This is a genomic window from Microbacterium sp. Ru50 (genome assembly GCF_002920555.1).
Taxonomy (GTDB): domain Bacteria; phylum Actinomycetota; class Actinomycetes; order Actinomycetales; family Microbacteriaceae; genus Microbacterium; species Microbacterium arborescens.
In genome coordinates this window covers 19,110-39,568 of the sequence record NZ_PQSV01000004.1, presented here as the reverse complement: position 1 = coordinate 39,568, position 20,459 = coordinate 19,110, and the positions used below count along the sequence as shown (strand labels likewise).

The following is a 20,459-nucleotide window of genomic DNA, read 5'->3' as shown; positions in this document are numbered from 1 at the left end:
GCGCGTCAGAAGGCGAGCTTGTCCGAGAACTCCGGCTGCCGCTTCTGCATGAAGGCCTCGGCGCCCTCGGCCGCCTCGTCGGTGCCGTAGTAGAGCAGGCAGCTGTCGTTCGCCAGCTGGGCGACGCCGTGCAGCCCGTCCTCCTCCGCACTCACAGCATTCTTGAGCATCCGCAGGGCGGCGGGCGACATGGCGCACAGCTCCCGCGCCCAGACGACGCCCTCGTCGAGCAGTCGGACGAGTGGCACCACGGTGTTCACGAGGCCCCAGGCGAGGGCCTGCTGGGCGTCGTACCGACGGCAGAGGAACCAGATCTCCTTGGCCCGCTTGTGCCCGACCTGCTTGGCGAGGAGGTTGATGCCGTAGCCGCCGTCGAAACTGCCGACGCGGGGGCCCACCTGCCCGAAGACGGCGTTCTCGGCCGCGATCGACAGGTCGCACACCTGCTGCAGCACCTGGCCGCCGCCGACGGCGTATCCGGCGACGAGGGCGATCACCGGCTTCTCGATGCGCCGGATGGCCACCTGGACGTCGAGCACGTTGGCCGGAGCGATGTCGCGGTGCGAGCTGTCCGCTGCGTCCCCGCTGCGCTCGGACAGGTCGGCGCCCGAGCAGAACGCCTGGTCTCCGGCGCCGCGGAGCAGCACGACGCGGACGGCCGAGTCGTGACGGGCCCGCGCGACGGCGTGCACGAGCTCCGCGCTCGTCAGGGGACGGAAAGCGTTGCGCTTGTGGGGGCGGTCGATCGTGATGAGCGCGATGCCGTCCGGGCTGGTCTCGTACGTGATGTCGCTGTACGCGCCCGAAGCCGTCCACGTCGTCGTCGTGGTGTCGTCGATGGTCATGTCGTCGCCTCTCCTGTGGGTGCCCGTCGATTGACGGAGCCGCCGTCCATGCTTACTATGATTCTACAGAGTAGACACATGTTCCATCAGATGGAATAGCAGGGGAGAAACGTGAAGCGAATCGGGATCGACGCGGGCGGCACCTTCACCGACGCCGTGCTGTGGGACGATGAGCGCGGCATCATCAGCGCCACCAAGGTGTCGTCGCGCGGCGACGACCCCGCCGGCGCCGTCGTCGCCGCCGCTCGCCGCGTCGTCGAGCTCGCGCCCGGAATCGACCACGACGACGTCGAGGAGCTCGTGCACGGCACGACGATCGGCACCAACCTCGCGCTCGAGCGCAACGGATCGCGCATCGCGATGCTCGCGACCGAGGGATTCCGCGACGTGCTCGAGATCGCCCGGCTCACGCGTCCCGCGTCCGCCCTGTACGACCTCCTCGACCCCGGTCCACGACCCCTCGTCGCCCGTCGCGACCGCTTCGAGATCCCGGGCCGGATCGACGGCGACGGCAGCGTCGTCCGTGAGCTCGACGACGAGGCGGTCCGGGCCGCGGCGCGCACCATCCGCGCCCGAGGCATCACGAGCGTCGCGGTCGCCTTCCTCTACGCGCACGTCGACGCGCGCCACGAGCGTCGGGCGGCCGAGATCCTGCGCGACGAGGTGCCCGAGCTCTCGGTGTCGCTCTCGAGCGACGTCCTCCCGCAGGTGCGCGAGTTCGAGCGGACGGCCACGACGGTGCTCAACGCGTACCTCAAGCCGGTCTGCGCGCCCTACCTCGAATCGCTGACGGCGCGCATCGCCGAGTGGAACCCCGATGTGCGCACCTGGATCATGCAGTCCAACGGCGGGGTCACCTCGCCGGCCAACGCGGCGCAGACCCCCGTCAACCTGCTGCTCTCCGGACCGTCGGGCGGAGTCGTGGCCGGACGTCTGGTCTCGCGGCAGACCGGCATCGCCGACACGATCACCGTCGACATGGGCGGCACGAGCTTCGACGTCTGCCTCATCGCGGATGCCCAGGTGCCGCTCACGACCTCGAGTCGCGCGATGGACCTGCCGGTGCAGGTTCCCACCGTCGACATCGAGACGATCGGCACCGGCGGGGGGAGTATCGCCCACGTCGACGCCGGCGGGCAGTTCCTCGTCGGGCCGCAGAGCGCCGGCGCGCGCCCCGGACCGGCTGCCTACGGCCGCGGCGGGACCGAGCCGACCGTCACCGACGCCAACGTCGTGCTCGGGATTCTCGAGGACGGTGTGCGTCTGGGCGACGACGTCGTCGTCGACCGCGCGTCCGCGCTCGCCGCGTGCACCCGCCTCGGCGAGCGGCTCGGGCTCGACCCGATCGCCACGGCCCTCGGCATCCGCCGGATCTCGAACGCCGCCATGGCCGGTGCCGTGCGCGCCGCGTCCGTCGGGCGCGGACACGACCCCCGCTCGTTCGCCCTGACCGCCTTCGGCGGCGCCGGGCCGATGCACGCCGCAGACATCGCCCTCGAGCTGTCGATCCCCACCGTCATCGTCCCGCCGTCCGCCGGGATGCTCTCGGCGGTCGGGCTCGTGGTGTCGGACGTCGTCCACAACCACGCCGCGAGCTTCATGGCCCGGATGGACGCATCCATCGAGCCATCGCTGACCGCCTCGCTGACGGCGCTCGCCGACCAGGCGACCGCCCATCTCGACGCCGAGGGCGTCGACGCCGCTGACCAGACGATCCTCTACGGTCTCGACCTGCACTACGCGGGGCAGAACACCTCGATCACGGTCACCGTCGACCGGGTCGACGTACCCGGGTGGACCGTGCGCGCCATCGAGGGATTCCATCGCCTGCACGAGCAGCTGAACGGGTTCCGGGTCGACGGCGAGAACGTCGACGTCGCCGTGGCCCGGGTGACCGGAGTCGGCGCGGTGACCGGCGGCGGCGAGAGCGAGCCGCCGCCCGCCGACGAGCGGGAGGCGATCCCGAGCGGCGAGCGGGTGCTGCACCTGTCGTCCACGGAGCGCTCGGTCGTGCCCCTCTTCCATCGCGACGATCTGCTGCCCGGGCACTTCTTCCACGGCGCCGCCGTCGTCGTCAGCGACAACACGACGGTCGTCGTGCCGCCGGCATCCCGCACGACCGTGGACGCCCACGGCAACCTCCTCCTGCATCTGAAGGGACGCGCATGACCGTGCTCACCGACCCCGTCGAGACCGTGGACACGGCCCTCGACCCCATCAGCTTCTCGGTCATCGACGCGGGGCTGCGGGCCGCCGTCGCCGAGATGAAGGCGGTCGTGCTGCGGACCGCGTACTCGAACCTCTGGCGCGAGGCCGGCGACCTGTCGTGCGCGCTGCTCGACGCCGACGGAGACATCGTCGCGCAGGGCGTCGGTGACATCCCGATCCACCTCGGCAGCATGCCCATGACGATGCGCGGCGTGCTCGACCGCATCGATGCCGCCGATCTGCGTCCCGGCGACGTCGTCCTGCAGAACGACCCCTACCGCGGCAACAACCACATGCCCGACTTCTTCATGGCCAAGCCGGTCTTCGCGGGCGAGCAGCTCATCGCCTTCACCGCGGTCCGTGGCCACTACGTCGACATCGGCGGCGCGGCGCCCGGCAGCTACTTCACCCTCGCGACCGACATCTTCGGCGAGGGCCTGCGGATGCCGCCCGTGAAGATCTACCGCGAGGGACGCATCAACCAGGACGTCCTCGACATCATCACCGCGAACGTCCGGAACCCCGACGAGCGCCTCGGCGACATGCGCTCGCAGTACGCCGGATGCGTCACGGCCGAGCGACGCCTGGCCGACTTCTGCGAGCGGTACGGCGCGGATGTGGTGGTCCACGCGATGCGGCAGATGCTGGACGTCAGCGAGCAGCGCGCCCGCGCCGCGTTCTCCGCGATCCCCGACGGTCGGTACGAGTTCGAGGACTACTGCGACGGCGACAGCTTCGATCCGTCGCCGATCGCCATCCACGCCGCCGTCGAGGTGCGCGGCGACGAGGTCACGATCGACTTCACCGGCTCGTCGCGGCAATCGCGGGGCGGCATGAACAGCCCGCACGGGGTGACGGTCTCGGCGGCGTACTTCGCCCTGAAGGCGTTGTCGGAGCCCCACACGGCCTCCAACTCCGGGTCCTACCGCCCCGTCCGCATCATCGCGCCCCTCGGCACCATCGTGAATCCGCACGCGCCGGCGCCGGTCGTCGCCGGCAACCACGAGACCTCGGCGCGCATCGCCGACGTCGTGCTCGGCGCCCTCGCCCAGGCCGTTCCCGACCTCGTCCCGGCCGCGGGAACGGGCAGCGCGACCGTGCTCATCGTCGCCCGCGAGGACGTGCCCGACGACGCGATCATGTACGAGGTGCACGGTGCGGGCCAGGGCGGCTCGGTGGGCAACGACGGTTCGCACGCCCGCCGCACCAGCATCGGCAACACGGGCAACACCCCGTCGGAGCTCCTCGAGGCGGCGCATCCGGTCCGCGTCCTGTCGTACGCGTTGACGCCCGACGGCGGCGGGGCCGGTCGGACGCGCGGCGGCTCCGGCATCACCCGTGTGCTGGAGTTCACCGAGCGATCGACCGTGACGATCGTGGCCGACCGCGATCGCAGCCGCCCCTACGGTCTGCGCGGGGGGCGCCCCGGCGCCCTCGCGCGTTTCGAGCTCGTGCTGCCCGATGGCGAGGTGCGGACGCTGTCGAGCAAGACGCCGCCGACCCGTGTGCCCGCCGGTGCACGCCTGACCTTCACGTGCGCGGGCGGCGGCGGCTACGGCGACCCGGCGGAACGCGGGCTCGCCGAGATCCAGGACGACCTCGACGACGGCTACATCTCGCCCGAGGCGGCCCGCCGCGACTACGGCGTCACCGTGGAGCCGGCACCGGGCCGACCCGACGGTGCATGGATCGTCTCGCGATGAGTGCTGTCGTGGGCCGGCACGTCGCCCTCGTCACCGGCGGAGCGGGCGGGATCGGCTTCGCGACCGCCGAGCGCCTGGCAGCGCAGGGCGTCACGGTCGCGATCGCCGACCTCCGCGAGGATGCCGCCGTCGCGGCCGCCCGGCGGTTGCCGGGTGCCTTCGGGCTCGCGGTCGACGTCGCCGACGAGGCGTCCGCCGAGCGCGCCGTCGATGCGGTCGTCGCCCGGACAGGGCGCCTCGACGTGCTCGTCAACAACGCCGGCGTGCTGCGCGACAACCTCGTCCACCGGATGTCTTTGGACGACTGGGAAATCGTGCTCGCCGTGCATCTGCGCGGGGCCTTCCTCATGAGTCGTGCCGCTCAGCGCGTGATGGTCGCCGCCGGATACGGGCGCATCGTCAGCCTGTCGAGCATCGCCGCGACCGGCAACCGGGGCCAGGCGAATTACTCCGCTGCCAAGGCCGGCATCGTCGGTCTGTCGAAGACGCTCGCGCTCGAGCTCGGACGCTTCGGCATCACGGTCAACGCGGTCGCGCCCGGCTTCATCGCCACAGACATGACCGATGCGACGGCCGACCGGCTGCAGCTGACGCCGGAGGAGTTCCGCGAGCGCACCGCGGAGCTGACGCCGGTGCGCCGCGTCGGCACCCCGGCCGACGTTGCGGCCGCGATCGCGTTCCTCGCCGGAGAAGATGCGGGGTTCATCACCGGTCAGGTGCTCACCGTCGACGGCGGGCTGGACCTGTGACCGCGATTCGGACGACCGTGGCGGGACTGCCCGAACTCATCGGCACCGACCTCGGCGCTACGCCCTTCGAGGTCATCGCGCAGGCGCAGGTCGACGACTTCGCGGCGCTGAGCGGCGACGCCCAGTGGATCCACGTCGATCCGCAGCGCGCCGCCGCGATCGGCGGGACGATCGTGCACGGCCTGCTGCTGCTCAGCCTCGTCGGCGGCGCGTGGGGCCGTCTCGTGGACGTGACCGACGCGGGGCGCGCCCTGAACTACGGCCTCGACCGCGTGCGCTTCCTCGCCCCCGTGCCCGTCGGCAGTGAGGTGCGCATCGCGGCGACCGTCGCCGACGTCACGCCCCGACCCGACGGGATGCGCGTGAGTCTCGATCTGCGCTTCGAGACGCGTTCCCGGACGCAGCCGGTCGCCGTCGCCACATCCATCGTCCTCTTCCCGTACTGAGAGTCGCCATGCGCCTGTATCCCACCACCGACCCCTACGATTTCGAGTCGCGGCTCAGCGCTGCCGAGCGCGCCGTACTCGTCCGCCTGCGCGACCTGCTCGAGCGCGAGGTCGCGCCCATCGTCGACGACTATTGGGAGCGCGGCGAGTTCCCGCGCCACCTGCCCGACCTCTTCGCGGCCGAACGTCTGCTCGACCCGCGCGAGCTGCGCGATGCGGGCGAAGAGCCCAGCGCCCTGTTCATCGGATTCCGGGTCATGGAGATCTCTCGCATCGATGCCTCGGTGGCGACGTGGTTCAGCGGGCAGGCCACGATGATCACGGGGGCGGTCCTGCACGGTGCCGACGACGATCAGATCGCCGAGTGGATGCCGCGCATCGAGTCGTACGACCTGCGCGGCGTGTTCGCCATCACCGAGCCCGGGCACGGCTCCGACGTCGCCCGCGGTATGGAGACGACCGCGCGGCGGGACGGCGAGGAGTGGGTGCTCGACGGCGCGAAGAAGTGGATCGGCAGTGCCGCGTTCGCCTCGCACGTGTGCATCGTGGCGCGGGAGGAGTCGGGGGAGGTCCGCGCCTTCCTCGTGCCCACCGACGCCCCGGGCCTGCGGATCGAGAAGATCACCGGAAAAGCGTCGCTTCGCATCGTCGACAACGCGCTCATCACCATCGACGGGGTGCGGGTGCACGAGAGCCGCCGCCTGCAGCGCGTCGAGCGATTCGCCGACGTCGGCCGCATGCTCCGTCACATGCGTGCCAGCACCGTCTGGCAGGCGGTCGGCGTGCAGATGGGCGCGTACGAGAACGCGCTGCGCTACGTCACGGAACGCACGCAGTTCGGACGCGAGATCGGCCGGTTCCAGCTGGTCCAGGAGAAGATCGCCCGGATGCTCGGCAACATCACCGCCTCGCTCGGGATGGCCGTGCGCCTGGCCGAGCGCCAGCAGGAGGGCGTCTACCGCGACGAGGACTCGGCGCTGGCGAAGTACTGGGTCTGCGCGCACCTGCGCGAGACGGTCGCGCTCGCGCGCGAGGTCTGCGGGGGGAACGGCATCCTCCTCGAGACGGGCGTCGCCCGCCACTTCGCCGACGCCGAGGCCATCTACACCTACGAGGGCACCAACGAGATCTCCGCGCTGATGGTGGGCCGTTCGGCCACCGGCCTCAGCGCGTTCGTCTGAGAGGGAGAACGACCATGTCTCATCTGATCACGTCGGGACTGCACCGTCGCCCCGACCCCGCGCGCCGCATCGTCGGGGGAGCGGGCGTGCACCTGCACCTCGCCGACGGCAGTCGCCTGCTCGACGCGTCGAACACGGGTGGACCCCTCGGCCACGCCCACCCCGCCATGGTCGAGGCCGTCCGTGAGGCTGCGACCCTGCCCGTTGTCAACGAGGGGAACCCCTGGGCCGAACGCGACGCGGTCGCCGACGAACTGGTCGCCACAGCATTCGCCGGGGAGAACTGGGTCGGGGGCGTCCGCTTCGGGATGAGCGGGAGCGAGGTCAACGACATCGCCCTCACCCTCGCGCAGGCGATCACCGGGCGCGAGTCGATCGTGGCGCGCGAACGCGCGTATCACGGACTCGTCGGGCTCTCGCGCGACGTGACCGTTCAGCCGCAGTGGCACGGCGGGCTGTCGACTCTCGCCGGCGAGGTGCGCCGCCCGTCCGCCGGTGCCGAGGTGCGCACGATCCCGAGCCCCGGTGGCAGCGCCTGGGCGCGCAGCGGGGCGCGCGGCGCCCGGGTCGCCTCCGCCGCACCCGCCGAGACCGATCTGCAGCCGATCGACGGCGCGGCCGCCGTGATCATCGATTACACGCAGGGCGGCTCGTACTACGACGCGGCCTACCAGGACGCGGTGGCGGGCGCCGCCCGTCGCGCCGGAGCCCTGTGGATCGCCGACGAGGTCGTGACGGGGCTCGGCCGCACCGGTCGATGGATGCAGTTCACCGAGGGGGCGTCGCGCCCCGACATCGTCACGCTCGGCAAGCCGCTCGCAGGCGGCGCTGTGCCCGCGGGGGCCGTCGTGCTGTCGCGCCGGGTGCTCGACGTGCTCGAGGCCGCGAAGTGGCAGAACTACAGCACCTTCCGCGGGCATCCGCTGGTGGTCCACGCCGTCCGCGCCCACCTGCGCGTCGCCGCGGCGGAAGGTCTGCCCGAGCGGGCGGCCGAGCTCGGCGGCGAGCTCGGGGCCATGCTCGTCGAGCTCGCCGAACGTCATCCCTCGGTCGTGCGCGTCGCGGGACGCGGTCTGCACTGGACCGTCGAGCTGCCCGGACCCGACTGGCGCACCTGGACCTCGACGACGGTCGAGTCCCACCTCTCGGATGCCGTCGTCGGCGAGGCGCGCAGGCACGGCGTGCAAATCAGCACGAGCGACGAGCCGACCTCGCTCTTCATCGCGCCGCCGCTCATCATCGACCGGGACGGCATCGAGCGCATCGTCTCCGCCCTCGACGCCGGTCTGACCGTCGCCGACCGCATCCTCGAGGAGCGTGCGGCATGACCCGTGAGATCGTCGCGCCCCCGCACATGCGGGACCTCGTGACGGGGCTGCGGTACGCGCCCGCGGTGCGCATCGGTGACGAGCTGCACGTCTCGGGCCAGGTCGGCCGCGACGAACGGATGGCCGTCGTCGCGGAATCGCTCGAGGACCACATCGCCGCGGCATTCGACAACCTCGGCGCGGTCGTCGCCGCGGCGGGCGGCAGCCTCGCGAACGTCTACGAGCTGACGACCTACCACGTCGACATCGCCGCGCAGATGCCGGTCTTCGCCGCCGTGAAGCAGCGCTACTTCGACGACCCCGCCACGCTCCCGGCCTGGACCGCGGTCGGCGTCACGGCGTTGGCGAGCCCAGAGTTCCTCGTCGAGATCGCCGCTCGCGCGCACCTCGCGTGAGGTGTGAGCGCGAACGCGCACCGTCGACGCGAGCACGCACCGCGGTTGGTACGTCCTCGGCGGGGGGATGCGTCCTCGGTGGCGGTCGGGCTAGCGCGCAGCGGGCTCGGCGGGTGACGCGCGGAAGACGACCGAGTGATAGAAGCCGAAGCGGGCGAGCACGACGACGACGATGCTCACGAGGTTGACGACGTTCACGACGAATGGTCCGGCGGGGCGTCCGAGCAGAGCGGATGCCGCCTCGACGCCGCCCCACACGAGGAGCGCACCGAGCGCGGTGCAGACGGCGTTGACGATCACGAACAGTGTGATCTCGACCCAGCGACGCCGACGGGCACGGTCTTTGAACGTCCATTGCCGGTTGCCGAAGTAGGCGTTCACGAGTGCCACGAGCGACGCGACGATCTTCGCGGCGACGGCATCCCATCCGAGCCCGAACAGCAGGACGTTGAAGGTGACGACCTCGATGAGAGTGCTGATGCCACCGACGGTGAGGAAGCGCGCGCTCAGAGCGGCAGCGCGCTTCACGCGAGGGGGCAGTGACATGGCTCGACTAGGCTACAGGCGTTGTCCGCGCCCGGGGACATCACCGGAAAGCACGGGGAGCCACGTGAGTTTCACGCATATCGCCATCGTCATGCCCGCGTACAACGAGGCCGACGGGATCGCCGGGTTCCTCGAGGAGATCCACGAGCATCTCGAGTCGCGTTGCGACCGCCTCGACATCATCGTGGCCGACGACCGATCGACGGACGCCACCGCGTCTGTCGTCGCGCACCTCGAGCTGCCCGGTGTCGAGGTGCAGACCCAGCCCGCCAACCGCGGACACGGCCCCACCGCGCTCGCCGCCTACCGTGCCGGGCTCGCGACATCAGCGGACCTCATCGTCCACGTGGACGGCGACGGGCAGTTCACCGGCGAGGACATCGCACGTGTCGTGGGGGCTGTGGAGTCGGCGGGCGCAGACGTCGTGCACGGCGTGCGCCGCGGCCGCGATGATCCCTGGTACCGCCGTATGCTGAGCGCCGGCCTGCGGCTCATCGTCCGCCCATTCGCGGGACGCGCAGTGCCTGACATCAACACCCCGCTCCGCGCCTACCGGCCCGAGGTGATCGCGACGCTGCTCGACGCCGTCGGCGCCGATGCGCTCGTGCCGCACGTGCACTTCTCGCTCGCGGAAGCGCGCGGGCGCATGAGCGTGCGTTACGTCGCCGTTCGGAGTCTTCCGCGCCGCGGCGCTGAGACGACCGGCACGATGTGGGGGACCAGCGGACAGCCGATGCTGCCGCCGCCGCGCCTGCGGGCCTTCGCGCGCGACGCCTTGATCGAGCTGTGGCGGCTCTCGCTGCGCCCGGCTGCCCCCATGCGCGGCGTGCGCGAGCAGGCTCGCCGGGAGGCCTGACGTGACCCGCACGCTCCGGACCGTCGCATTCTGGATCGTCGCGGCGCTTCTCGTCGCCGCCCACGGGATCGTCCTCTGGCAGAGCATCTCGGCCACGCGGCTCTGGGAGGACGAGGCGTTCAACCTGACCGTGCCCGTCAACCTCCTCCAGGGACTCGGCTACACCAGCGACGGCACCCTCTCGGGCAGCGAGCTGACGCCCTTCGACGCGCGCATCTCGACGGGACCGGTCGTGCTCCTGCCGATCGCCGCCGTGCTCGCGACCGGCGTCGACCTGGTCGTCGGCGGCCGTCTCGTGCCGGCGGCGTATTTCGTCGCGCTGCTCGTCGCTGTCGGCATCCTGGGCCGCCGGATCGGCGGACGCTGGGGCGCGCTCGTCGCCGTCGCCGTCCCGCTCGCGTTCACCGCCGCCGCGCTGCCCTCACCGATCCAGGGTCCCGCCGACGTGCTCGGCGAGGTACCGGCAGCCGCCCTGCTCGCCTGGGCGCTCGTCGCGCTGCGCACGCGCCCGTGGCTGGCGGGGCTTCTCGTGGGACTCGCGATCCAGGCGAAGTACATCGCCCTGCTCTCGCTCCCCGCCTTCGTCGTCGCGATGCTGCTCCTGCAGCACGGGGAGCCCTGGCTCCGCCGCATCCGCGCGCTGCTCGTCCCGGCGGTCTGGGTGGCGGTCCCGACCGTGCTCGTGGAACTCATCGCATTCGTCTCGCTCGGGCCCCGGGGGTTCCTCGATCACGCGCGAGAGATCTGGCGCTTCCTTCGCAGCGGGGGACAGGTCGCGCACACGACGTTCGGGGAGAAGGTGATGACCCTCGCCGCGTCGTGGCACCTGCCGCCGGTGCTGGTCGTCGTCGCGGTCGTCGTGGCGGTCGTCGTCCTGGTCGCGGCCCTGCTGCTGCGGTATCCGCCGCGACGCACCGACCGGTTCTGGGCGACGCTCGCCGCGGAGCCGCGCGCGCACCTCGCCGCCGCCGCCGTGCTCGGATTCGGAGCCTTCGTCGGCTGGTGGTCGACCGCCGGCCACCTACCGCTGTGGGTGCGGCATCCGGCCCCCGGCATCCTCGCGTTCGCTCCCGTGCTCGTGGCGGCGCTCGTCCCGGCAGTGCGACAGCTGTGGCGGTCGGGAGCCGCCGCGCGCGCGGCATCCGTGGTGGTGTCCGCCGCTCTCGCGGGCTGCCTCGTCGTCTCCGGGAGCAGCGCCGGGATCACCGCTGCCGGTCGGGATGGGACGGAGCTCGCGGCGCAGCGCGAGCAGGCGGCCGCCGTCGCCTCGGTCGAGGCCGACTGGATCGCGACGCACTGGGGCGGACTCGTCGCGGTCGTCGTGATGTCCGGCGCGCACGTCGCGCTGCTCGACGCTCCGCCCGAGAACATCGCCGGCTACCCTCGACTCGACCTGGGCGGAGCCGACCTGTGCGGTGCTGCGGCCCCGCTGGCGGAGGCGGCGGGCATCGTCGTCTGTCCCGCGAACTGAGTCATCGCACCGCGTGAACGAACGAGCCCGCGAAGCTTTACGACTTCGCGGGCTCGTTCGATCGAGAACCAGGGGCTTCAGCTGCGGCGCACGCCCGTCGACTCGGTGCGGTCCGCTCGCCGCTTGGCTTTGGCGTCGGCGCGACTGAGCTGAACGGGCGCCTGGTCGACGACGTGCGTCGAACCGTAGGTATAGGCGCCGTAGCCGTAGCTGTCGGGTCCCTTGGTCGGGAGCATCGTCACGACGACACCGAGCAGCGTTCCGCCGGCTGTGTCGAGGGTGCGGAACGCTCCCTGCAGCTCCTGCTTCTTCGTGCGGCCCGAGGCGGCGACCATGATGACACCGCGGGTCTTCTTGCTGAGCACCGCGGCATCGGTGACGAGCAGCAGCGGCGGCGCGTCGATGAGCACGTAGTCGAAGTGCTCGGTGAGCGCCGCGAGCACGTTGTCCATCGAGCTCGACCCCAGCAGCTCGCTCGGGTTCGGCGGCACCGGGCCGCTGGGCAGCACGAACAACTGGTTCTGGCCCCACTTCTGCAGCGCGTCGACCAGCGGGACGCGTCCGATGATGACGTCGGTGAGGCCGACGCCGCCCTCGATGCCCATGTAGTCGGCGACGCGGGGGAGTCGCAGGTCGCCGTCGACGAGCGCGACGCGGGCGCCGGTCTCGGCCAGGGCTATCGCGAGGTTCGCGGTCGTGGTCGACTTGCCCTCGCCGGGGCCGGCGCTCGAGACGACGAAGCTGCGCGGGCCGTCTTCGACGTTCAGGAACTGCAGGTTCGTGCGGAGGGTGCGGAACGACTCGGCACGGGGACTGCGGGGATCGGCGTGCACGATCAGGGGCCGCTTCGACGCTTCGTTGTCGAACGCGATGCCGCCGAGCATGGGCCTGTCGGTGAGCTGCTCGATGTCGTGCAGCGTGTGGATACGGGTGTCGAGCACCGACCGCAGGACGGCGAAGCCGACGCCGAGGGCGAGGCCCAGCAGCGCCCCGACGGCGATGTACAGCGGGACATTCGGGCTCGCGGGCGCCTCGGGCGCGGTCGCGAGCTGGGTCACCGTGACCTGGACGGGGCTCGTCCCCTGACCGTCCGCGGGGCGCTCGATGGTGTTCTGCACCGCTGTGGTGAAGCTCTCGGCGGTCGCGTTGGCGATCCGCGCGGCGAGCTCGGGGTCGGCGTCGTTGACCGTGATGTTGATCAGGACCGTGTTCAGCGGGGTGCTGGCGCTGATGCGCTCGGCGAGCTGAGCGACGGTCTGGTCGAGATCGAGCTCCTCGATCACCGGCTCGAGGACGAGCGAGGTCGGGATGACGTCGACGTAACTGGTGACCATCTGGCGGGCGAACGTCGTGCCCTGCACGAGTTCTCCCGTGGCGGCACCCTCGGTGCGGACCGAGACGTACAGGCTGGTCGATGCCTCGTACCGCGGCGTCTGAAGCAGGGCATATGCCGCCCCGGCTCCTGTTCCGATGATCAGGAGAGCGAGAAGGAGAATCCAATTCCTGTGCAGGATGCGCAGGTAATCGCGGAGTTCCACGTAGTAATTCCCCCTATGAGTGTCCGGTGCGACGGCTCTGTCATTGTTCCACACGGCTCATCCGGTACCGGACAAGAGGTGGGTTCGGACGATCAATCGCCCTTTGCGACGTAGGCGTAAACGCCGTACGAGGTCTTGTCGGCACCCGCCGTCGGCAGCATCGTCACGACGGTCCCGGCGATACGCGATCCGGCGGTCTCGATGTTCTTCACCGCCGAGGTGAGGCGCGCGCGGGTGGTGGAGCCCGCCGCCGCGACGAGGATGACGCCATCGACGGCGCGGCCGACGACAGCGGCATCCGTCACCGCGAGCACCGGCGGGGCGTCGATGATGACGACGTCGAACGCGGTTCGCAGCTCGTCCAGGAGCTTGGACATCGTGGTCGATCCGAGCAGTTCCGCGGGATTCGGCGGGACAGCGCCAGAGGGGAGGATGAACAGCGTCCCCTGGCCCCACCGCTGGAGCACGTCGAGCAGGCTCGCGCGGGACACCAGGACGTCGGAGAGTCCCACGCCGCCCTCGATGCCGAAATACTCCGCCGTCTTCGGGCGCCGCAGATCGGCATCCACGAGGACGACTTTCGACCCCGCCTCGGCGAAGGCGATCGCGAGATTGGCGGCGGTGGTGGACTTCCCCTCCGACGGGTTCGCGCTCGTCACGACGAACGCCAGCGGCCCGCCGGTCGTCGTGAGGAACTGCACGTTCGTGCGCAGCGCGCGGAAGGCCTCCGCGCGGGGGTCGCGGGCGGAGGCGGCGACGATGAGGGGCCGCTTCTTCGACTCCGGATCGAGCGCGATTCCCCCCAGCAGCGGAGCGGGCACGATCTTCTCGACGTCCTCGACGGTGCGGATGCGGGTGTCAGCGACCGCCCGCAGGATCGCGACGGCGACACCCGCGGCGAGACCCACCAGCGCGCCGAGGGCGAGCGCGAGGCGCATGTTCGGGGCCGCGGGATCGACCGGCACCTGGGCCGGCTGGACCGTCTCGATCCGCACCGGGCTCGGACGCTCGGCGGTCGAGCGCTCGAGCTGTTCGGACACGACGGTCGTGAAGCTGTCGGCGATCGCATTGGCGATGCGCGCCGCGCCCTCGGGACCCGGGTCGGACACGGTGATGGAAATGACGACGGTGTTCTGGGTCGCCGAGACCGAGACGCGCTCGGCGAGCTGCGCGGCGCTCTCGTCGAGGCCGAGATCGGCGATCACCGGGTCGAGGACGAGCGCCGTCGGGATGATATTGACGTAGCTCTGAACCGCCTGCCGGGCGAAGTCGGTGCCCTGTCGCAGCTCATTGTTGGACGCATCGCCCGAGGACTGCGTCGCCACGAACAGCTGAGTCGTGGCGTCGTAACGCGGCGGCGTCAGGAGCGCCGACGCCGCGCCCGCGGCGATGCCGATCAGCGTGGTCGCGATGATCAGAACGATGTTGCGGCGCAGGATGCGGATGTAGTCGTGGAGTTCCACGTTTCTCCTGTCGTCGGTGTCGCCGGGTATCCTTTCACGAGACCAGACGCTCCACCGACATCCGCGCGCTTTCCGTGCGCCCGAGTCCGAGTCCGAGGCACTTCCGGATGAACTCTCTCGCCGATCTCTTCACCGACGATCGCCGATCGGGCGACGACGGCATCCGCGCCGCGGACAGCATCATCGACGAGCGCCGCCTCGCCGCGCTCGTCGGCCCCCCGCGGATGGAGCAGGCCGTCCCACTCGCCCGACCCGATGAGACCGGGCAGCTCGTCGCGATGGTCGCCGCCGCCGCACAGTCCGCGAGCCCCGTGCACATCGCGGGTAAGTCGGGCGCCCCGAAGATGCCGCGTCGCGGTCACAAGCGCACCGATTGGCTCAACGTCGCGTTCGCCGTGCTCGCTGTCGCCGTCGTCACCGTGGTCGGCGTGTTCGGCGCCATCCAGTTCGCGAACGCCAGCCCCGCGGCATCCGCTCTTCGAGCGCTTTCGGTCGATGAGGCCTCCCTCGCCAACGGCGAGCAGGCCGTGCAGTCGGGTGTCACCCGCATCGAGACCCTCATGGCCGAGGCGCGCGCCGAGGCCGACGGGGTCGAGCCCGCGCTCGCGACGGTCGCCGGATACGTCGACGAGTCCGCGCGGGCGGCCGCAGTGCAGGCGGTCGCCGACCTCCGGGCCGGACTCGACGCGATCGAGGTGCCGTCGACTCCCGCCGCATATACCCGGCCCGCGATCGACACGGATGACCTCGCGCAGGTCGGAGCCCAGATCGACGTCGTGCGCGAGCGCTCCGATGAGCTGACGGCGATGACCGAGCAGACGCGGGCCGTGCGAAGCCAGGTCGTCGCCCTCCGCGATGCGTTCGTGGGTTCGATCGCGGCGCTGGGCGCGAGCTTCCCGGCCTCCGCGGAGGCAGAGGTGACCGAGTACGCCGAGGCGCTGCCGTCGTTCCGCGACGCCGTGACCGCGGCCGCTGCTGCCGTGCCTGCCGCGCAGGCCGCCGGTGGCCTCGGGGCTGCTGAGATGGTCGCGTATCCGCCGCTCGTCGACGCGCTGCGCCGCGACCACGAACGGGCGGTCGCCGCGATCATCGCCGAGCGCGAGGCCGCGCGGAACACCACCGGCCGCGGGTCGACCAGCCCGGGCACGGGGAGCGGCAACAGCGACACGGGCGGCACGGTCACCCCCGAGCCCACACCGAGCGATCCCGCCACGGGCGGCGACACCGGCGGCGGGGATACCGGCGGAGACGGCTCCGGCACTGGCGACGGATCGGGCGGCGGCGACGGCACGGGCGGGGACACTGGAGGAGACGGCACGCTTCCCGGTGGCGCCGTCATCCTCCCGTAGGCCCCGGGTTCAGCCCGTCCTCGGTCGGTTCGCCAGGAACTGCGGATGCTCGCGGTGCGGGATCCGCGTTCAGTGGCGAGTCGACCTGGTCGGCGGGACGGTGGGCCTGTCAGGCGGCGACGGCCAGACGGACGGCACGGACGACCTCGTCGATCGCCGGTACGAGCTGCGACCCCGACAGCTGGTAGGTGTTCCACGAGCGGCGGTAGGGGTCGATGACGTCGTCGTCGTCGGGAGACTCGGGCGGCAGCGCCATGCCCCGGTGTGACGCGACGACGGCGACGGCGGCACGCAGACGCGCCGACGGATCGTCGCCGGCCGCATCCGCGGCGCCGCGGATCTCGTCGTCGCTCGCGTCGGCAGCCAGCCGCGCGAACTCACGAAGCGTGAACGCCGCGCGCAGGCGGCTGGGTGCGAGCTCGACGATGCTGCGGCGGTGCTCGCGCGCCATCGCCAGGATCAGATCCGGCGACGACAGGCGCGCCGGCGAGATGAGCTGCGAGCGGTGCGCGTCGGCCATCTCGGCGCTCACGCCGTTCTCGACCGCGAGGCGCTGGGCTTCGGCCGGCATCGGCGCACCGCCCATGTCGTAGGTGCCGCCGCTGGTGACGGCTCCGGGCAGTCCCGCCAGACGCGTGCGCAGGAGCTGCTCGGCGAGCGGGGAGCGGCACACGTTACCGGTGCAGACGGTCATGATCTCGAACATCGGGAGCTCTTTCCGTCGAGGGCTGGACGACCCCGTCAGCCTAACCGGCGTGTCGGCTCTCCCGCCCCGAGAGCCGTCCGGCGGTCACGGCGTGACGGCGAATGCTACTCGCGACCGGGTGAACGCCGCGACGCGAATTCCGACCGGGCGCTGTGTGGTGTCCCTGGCCATCGGGCCTGGCAGACTGACCCGAACCGAAGGAAGCAGATGGCGACGGACCAGCTCATCATCGAGGCCCGCGCGGCGTGGCGGCGGCGCGAGGCCGAGGTCGCGGTGCGCACCGCGATGAGCGCGCACGCGCAGGGCGACGCCGAGGGGCTGCCTCTCGCCTGCTCCATCGCGCTCCGGGCGTATCGCGCCGACCTGCTGGAAGCGCACCGGGCCGACGTCGCCGCGATGTCCGCGGGCGTCCTCCGCGATGGGGTGCTCGCCGTGCTGAGAATCGGCGCAGGAGACCTCGACAGTGCGATGTCGCGCATCACGGCGGTCGCCCGCGACAGCCTCCCGGGAGCGGACCCCGACCCTCTCGGCGAAGAGGGGCCCCTGCTGCCGTTGCTGCTGACCTACCTCGCCACCGGCGCTGCCGCCTCGGGCGCCTGGGTCCGGGCGCGCGAGTGCATCGATGCGGCGCGTGCCGCGGTGGCGACCGCATCCGCTGATGCCGGCGAGGGCGCGGCCGCGCTTCCCGCGTACCTGCACTTCGACCTGCTCGGCCTCGACGCGCTCGTCGAACTGCACACCGGCGGGGGCATGAGCGCACGCCGCGCCCTCGCCGAGACGATCGCGCCCCTCCGGATGCGCAACACCCTCACCGCCGACCACGCGCTCGCGCTCATCTGCCTCGGCAGCATCGAGCACACGGCCGGCCGTCTCGGTGAGGCAGCGATCAACCTGGGCCGCGGCGCCCGGCTCGCTCCCGAGTGGAGACCCGGCGTGAGGATCCACGGTGAGGTCGAGCTCGCGTTCGTCCGCATCCGGCAGGGCCGGTGGCGGGATGCCGTGGATGTCGTGCGCGCGACCGTCGCGCCCCTCGAATCGGTGGAACACGACTGGCTCGAGCCGCAGGCTCTGGCCGTGCACGGGCTGCTGCTCGCTCTTCGCGGCGACCTCGAGGCCGGCGGGCTCGTGCTCGAACGCGCCGAACTGCTCTGCCGGGACACTCCGTCGTTCCTCGCGCACATGGTGCTGACGCATGCCCGACTGATGGTGGCGATCACGCGAAGCGACTGGACCGGGCTGAGGCGGACGCTCGAGGATGCCGCCGAGCCGGGTTACCGGCGGCCGTACCGGCGCGACGAGTGGTGGATGCTGAACCTGCTGGCCGCGTGGCACCTCGGCCGCATCGACGAGTTCCGCCGCGGCGTCGCGATCTGGGCGCGGATGGAGGGTGCGGAGCAGAGCGCGTACTACTGGGCGTACGTGTCGATCCTGGCCGAGTACGACGGACGGCACCCCGAGGCGGCCGATGCCGTCGCGCGTTCCCTCGACCGCCTGTCGCCCGACCTCGATCCGCTGGGCCGGGCCTGGGTCCGAACGGTGGCGGGCATCTACTACAGCCGCTTCGGCACGCTCGGGGTGCCCGACCCGGTGCGGGCGCTGGCCGCCTATGAAGAGGCCAGCGCCGAACTCTCCGACCTGGGAGCGGCGGGGCTGGCCGAGAGGTACGAAGCCATCGTGGCGCAATCGACCGCCGAGCTGATGCTCGGGGACCGGAGCGGGCAACCTGCGGCGCGGCTGACCGAGCAGCAGCGCAAGGTCGCCCGAGCCGTCGGCCAGGGATACACGAGTGGTGAGATCGCGGGCATCCTGCACCTCTCGAAACGGACCGTCGACTACCACGTCGCCAACATCATGCGCCGGCTCGGTGTGTCGAGCCGGCGCGAGATCGGCCGCGTGCTCGACGATCGGCCCTGACCTGGACCGCCCTGATTGTGTCGGCCGTGCCCTGTGTCGGCCGGTGCGCTGCGTCGGCCGATGCGCTGTGTCGGCCGGTGCGCGGATGCAAGTGATCGTGTGCGACGCGCCGGGGGAGCGGCATCCGGGCCGGGGTGTCGAGACGGATGCCTTGCATCTCGGCCCGACTCCCACTCTATCTCTAGGTATATAGAGATAGAGTGCGAGCATGCAGCCGCTCAAACGCATCACGCCGGCCACGGTGGACGTGCTCGAGATTCTGACCCTCGAAGCCGAGGGAGTGTGGGGGCTGCGCATCGTCAGCAGAACGGGGCGGCCCGCGGGAACCGTGTACCCGATCCTCGAACGCCTCGAGTCGATGGAGTGGGTCACCTCTGAGTGGGAGGTCGACCCGAGCCGAAGCGGACCCCGGCGGCGCCTGTACCGCCTGACGCCGGACGGCCTCGCCGCAGCCCGCGCCGCCGTCGATGAGCATGCGGTGCGGATGCAGCGACGCCGCGCGCGTCGGCAGGAACCCGAGCCCGGGCGTGGCCGGGATGACGCGAGGGGAGCGATCGCGTGAACCTCGACCTCGACCTCGTCCTTCGAGCGGTGAGCCGGACGATGCCGGCCGCGTCGCGCGCACGCCATCTCGAGCAGTGGCGGGCGGATGTCGCGGGGGCTCACGAAGCCGGGGTGCGCCGGGGTGACGTCGTGCGCGGCGCGATCGCGGTCGCGCTCACCGCGGATCGCGACGCTCCGATGCTGACCGGTGAGCCCCGAGGCACCGCTTCGCGGAGGCTGAGCCGGCGGGGTGTCTCGCTGCTCGCCGCGGTCGGAGCGACCTCGGCCGCGCTCTGGCTGACGGCGGATCTCGGCTCGCCTGCGGTCGCCATTCCGGCTGTCATCGAGCTTGCGCTCGCCGTCGGACGCTCCGTGCTCAGCGTGGCCCTCTTCGGGGGAGTGCTGCTCGCCATCGCCCTCTTCATCGGCGCGGCCGCGCTGTCGCGATCGGCGGTCGTGAGGGTCGCGTTCGCGGTCACCGCGTTCGGCATCCTCCTCCTCGCGCTCGCCGCGGCGCGTCCCCTGGCAGCGGCGGTGAGCGCGGCGGGCGTCGGCCTCACGGTCGGCGGCGCCGCGGTCGGGCTGGCCGCTGCCTGGCGCTCGACGCCGCTCGTCCTGGAGGACCGGTCTTCGCCGCTCGCCCGGCGGCGGCCGGTCGCGATCGCGGGGCTCGTGTCCATCACGGTGTTGCTCGTGCTCGGCGCGCTCGATCTGCTGGTGTGGAACCCGCTCGCCAAGGTGCCCGGCTACGAGTTGAGCGCCATCTACGCCGAGATGATCGCGGCCGACGGTTTCGATCCGGCGCTCGCCGCACAGTCGGTGGCCGTGTGGGGCGGGGTGTGGCTGGTGGCGGCAGCCGCTGTGACAGTCGCCGCGCTGACGAGGGGAGGGGCATGGCTGACGCCCCGCCGGCTCGGCATCCTGTACCTCTCGATCATCGGGGCCGCGCTGTTCCTGCGGCTGTTCGCCGGATTCTCGATCGGGATGTCGGTCGCCGACACCTTCGGCACCTCGGGTGGTGACGTGTCTGCGCTGTCGCAGGTCTTCCACCTGGTCGGGCCGATCAGTTTCGCTGCGGCGCTGCTCCTCTTCGGCTGGGCGCCGGGGCGACGGATGACGGGTGTGCCGCTGACGTCCTGAGCCGGTGCCCCGGGTGCGCGGATGCAAGGGATCGCGGGCGACGCGCCGGGTATGCGGCATCCGGGCCGGGGTGTCGGG

General features: G+C 71.7%; 18 protein-coding genes. 13 read left to right on the top strand and 5 right to left on the bottom strand.

Annotated features, from left to right (window positions below; all coding sequences use genetic code 11):
• Positions 1 to 5: 5 nt before the first annotated feature.
• Positions 6 to 845: an enoyl-CoA hydratase-related protein gene (locus C3481_RS13545; protein WP_103842840.1), complete on the bottom strand. Its 840-nt coding sequence runs from the start codon at positions 843 to 845 to the stop codon at positions 6 to 8.
• A 111-nt stretch (positions 846 to 956) separates the two neighbouring features.
• Between C3481_RS13545 and C3481_RS13540 the strand changes: the two genes are divergently transcribed.
• From C3481_RS13540 to C3481_RS13510, 7 genes are read left to right on the top strand one after another with little or no spacing between them, the layout of a single operon-like run.
• Complete coding sequence (locus C3481_RS13540) at positions 957 to 3,014, top strand: hydantoinase/oxoprolinase family protein (RefSeq protein WP_103842838.1); 2,058 nt, start codon at positions 957 to 959, stop codon at positions 3,012 to 3,014.
• Complete coding sequence (locus C3481_RS13535) at positions 3,011 to 4,756, top strand: hydantoinase B/oxoprolinase family protein (RefSeq protein ID WP_103842836.1); 1,746 nt, start codon at positions 3,011 to 3,013, stop codon at positions 4,754 to 4,756. The genes C3481_RS13540 and C3481_RS13535 overlap by 4 nt, the downstream gene beginning before the upstream one ends.
• A complete protein-coding gene (gene fabG / locus C3481_RS13530; protein ID WP_103842984.1) occupies positions 4,753 to 5,505 on the top strand; it encodes a 3-oxoacyl-ACP reductase FabG in 753 nt (250 codons plus the stop codon). The genes C3481_RS13535 and fabG overlap by 4 nt, the downstream gene beginning before the upstream one ends.
• Positions 5,502 to 5,951 carry a MaoC/PaaZ C-terminal domain-containing protein gene (locus C3481_RS13525; RefSeq protein WP_103842834.1) on the top strand — a complete coding sequence of 150 codons (450 nt, stop codon included), beginning with the start codon at positions 5,502 to 5,504 and terminating at the stop codon, positions 5,949 to 5,951. The genes fabG and C3481_RS13525 overlap by 4 nt, the downstream gene beginning before the upstream one ends.
• A gap of 8 nt (positions 5,952 to 5,959) precedes the next feature.
• Positions 5,960 to 7,132, top strand: coding sequence for an acyl-CoA dehydrogenase family protein (locus tag C3481_RS13520; RefSeq protein WP_103842832.1), 1,173 nt, complete (start codon positions 5,960 to 5,962; stop codon positions 7,130 to 7,132).
• 14 nt (positions 7,133 to 7,146) lie between these two features.
• Complete coding sequence (locus C3481_RS13515; protein WP_103842830.1) at positions 7,147 to 8,460, top strand: aminotransferase class III-fold pyridoxal phosphate-dependent enzyme; 1,314 nt, start codon at positions 7,147 to 7,149, stop codon at positions 8,458 to 8,460.
• Positions 8,457 to 8,855 (top strand): RidA family protein, encoded by a 399-nt coding sequence (locus C3481_RS13510; protein ID WP_103842828.1) that lies wholly within the window; start codon positions 8,457 to 8,459, stop codon positions 8,853 to 8,855. Before C3481_RS13515 ends, C3481_RS13510 begins: the two co-directional genes overlap by 4 nt.
• 90 nt (positions 8,856 to 8,945) lie before the next feature.
• Here the strand turns inward: C3481_RS13510 and C3481_RS13505 are convergent, their stop codons facing one another.
• The gene (locus C3481_RS13505; protein WP_103842826.1) at positions 8,946 to 9,401 is read right to left on the bottom strand and encodes a GtrA family protein; all 456 of its coding nucleotides are present in this window, start codon (positions 9,399 to 9,401) and stop codon (positions 8,946 to 8,948) included.
• A gap of 64 nt (positions 9,402 to 9,465) precedes the next feature.
• Here C3481_RS13505 and C3481_RS13500 point away from each other — a divergent pair, with 64 nt between their 5' ends.
• Together C3481_RS13500 and C3481_RS13495 are read left to right on the top strand one after the other, a co-directional pair.
• Complete coding sequence (locus C3481_RS13500; protein ID WP_181021939.1) at positions 9,466 to 10,257, top strand: glycosyltransferase family 2 protein; 792 nt, start codon at positions 9,466 to 9,468, stop codon at positions 10,255 to 10,257.
• A 1-nt stretch (position 10,258) separates the two neighbouring features.
• Positions 10,259 to 11,728 carry a DUF2029 domain-containing protein gene (locus tag C3481_RS13495; RefSeq protein ID WP_103842822.1) on the top strand — a complete coding sequence of 490 codons (1,470 nt, stop codon included), beginning with the start codon at positions 10,259 to 10,261 and terminating at the stop codon, positions 11,726 to 11,728.
• 77 nt (positions 11,729 to 11,805) lie between these two features.
• On the opposite strand, the gene C3481_RS13490 is transcribed toward C3481_RS13495, so the two are convergent.
• Positions 11,806 to 13,266, bottom strand: a complete 1,461-nt coding sequence (locus C3481_RS13490) for a polysaccharide biosynthesis tyrosine autokinase (RefSeq protein ID WP_071919098.1) — start codon at positions 13,264 to 13,266, stop codon at positions 11,806 to 11,808.
• A gap of 92 nt (positions 13,267 to 13,358) precedes the next feature.
• Positions 13,359 to 14,729: a polysaccharide biosynthesis tyrosine autokinase gene (locus tag C3481_RS13485; protein ID WP_023954223.1), complete on the bottom strand. Its 1,371-nt coding sequence runs from the start codon at positions 14,727 to 14,729 to the stop codon at positions 13,359 to 13,361.
• A gap of 107 nt (positions 14,730 to 14,836) precedes the next feature.
• On the opposite strand from C3481_RS13485, the gene C3481_RS13480 reads away from it, so the two are divergent.
• The gene (locus tag C3481_RS13480) at positions 14,837 to 16,078 is read left to right on the top strand and encodes a hypothetical protein (RefSeq protein ID WP_103842820.1); all 1,242 of its coding nucleotides are present in this window, start codon (positions 14,837 to 14,839) and stop codon (positions 16,076 to 16,078) included.
• Positions 16,079 to 16,187: 109 nt separating this feature from the next.
• Here C3481_RS13480 and C3481_RS13475 read toward each other — a convergent pair whose 3' ends face one another.
• Positions 16,188 to 16,784 carry a low molecular weight phosphatase family protein gene (locus C3481_RS13475; protein ID WP_071919100.1) on the bottom strand — a complete coding sequence of 199 codons (597 nt, stop codon included), beginning with the start codon at positions 16,782 to 16,784 and terminating at the stop codon, positions 16,188 to 16,190.
• Between the two features lie 207 nt (positions 16,785 to 16,991).
• Here C3481_RS13475 and C3481_RS13470 point away from each other — a divergent pair, with 207 nt between their 5' ends.
• The 3 genes from C3481_RS13470 to C3481_RS13460 all read left to right on the top strand — a co-directional run bounded on the left by C3481_RS13470 (position 16,992) and on the right by C3481_RS13460 (position 20,381).
• Positions 16,992 to 18,698 (top strand): LuxR family transcriptional regulator, encoded by a 1,707-nt coding sequence (locus C3481_RS13470; protein ID WP_103842818.1) that lies wholly within the window; start codon positions 16,992 to 16,994, stop codon positions 18,696 to 18,698.
• A gap of 208 nt (positions 18,699 to 18,906) precedes the next feature.
• Positions 18,907 to 19,260, top strand: coding sequence for a PadR family transcriptional regulator (locus C3481_RS13465; RefSeq protein WP_064955403.1), 354 nt, complete (start codon positions 18,907 to 18,909; stop codon positions 19,258 to 19,260).
• Positions 19,257 to 20,381: a hypothetical protein gene (locus tag C3481_RS13460; protein ID WP_103842816.1), complete on the top strand. Its 1,125-nt coding sequence runs from the start codon at positions 19,257 to 19,259 to the stop codon at positions 20,379 to 20,381. The genes C3481_RS13465 and C3481_RS13460 overlap by 4 nt, the downstream gene beginning before the upstream one ends.
• The last annotated feature ends 78 nt before the right edge of the window (positions 20,382 to 20,459 follow it).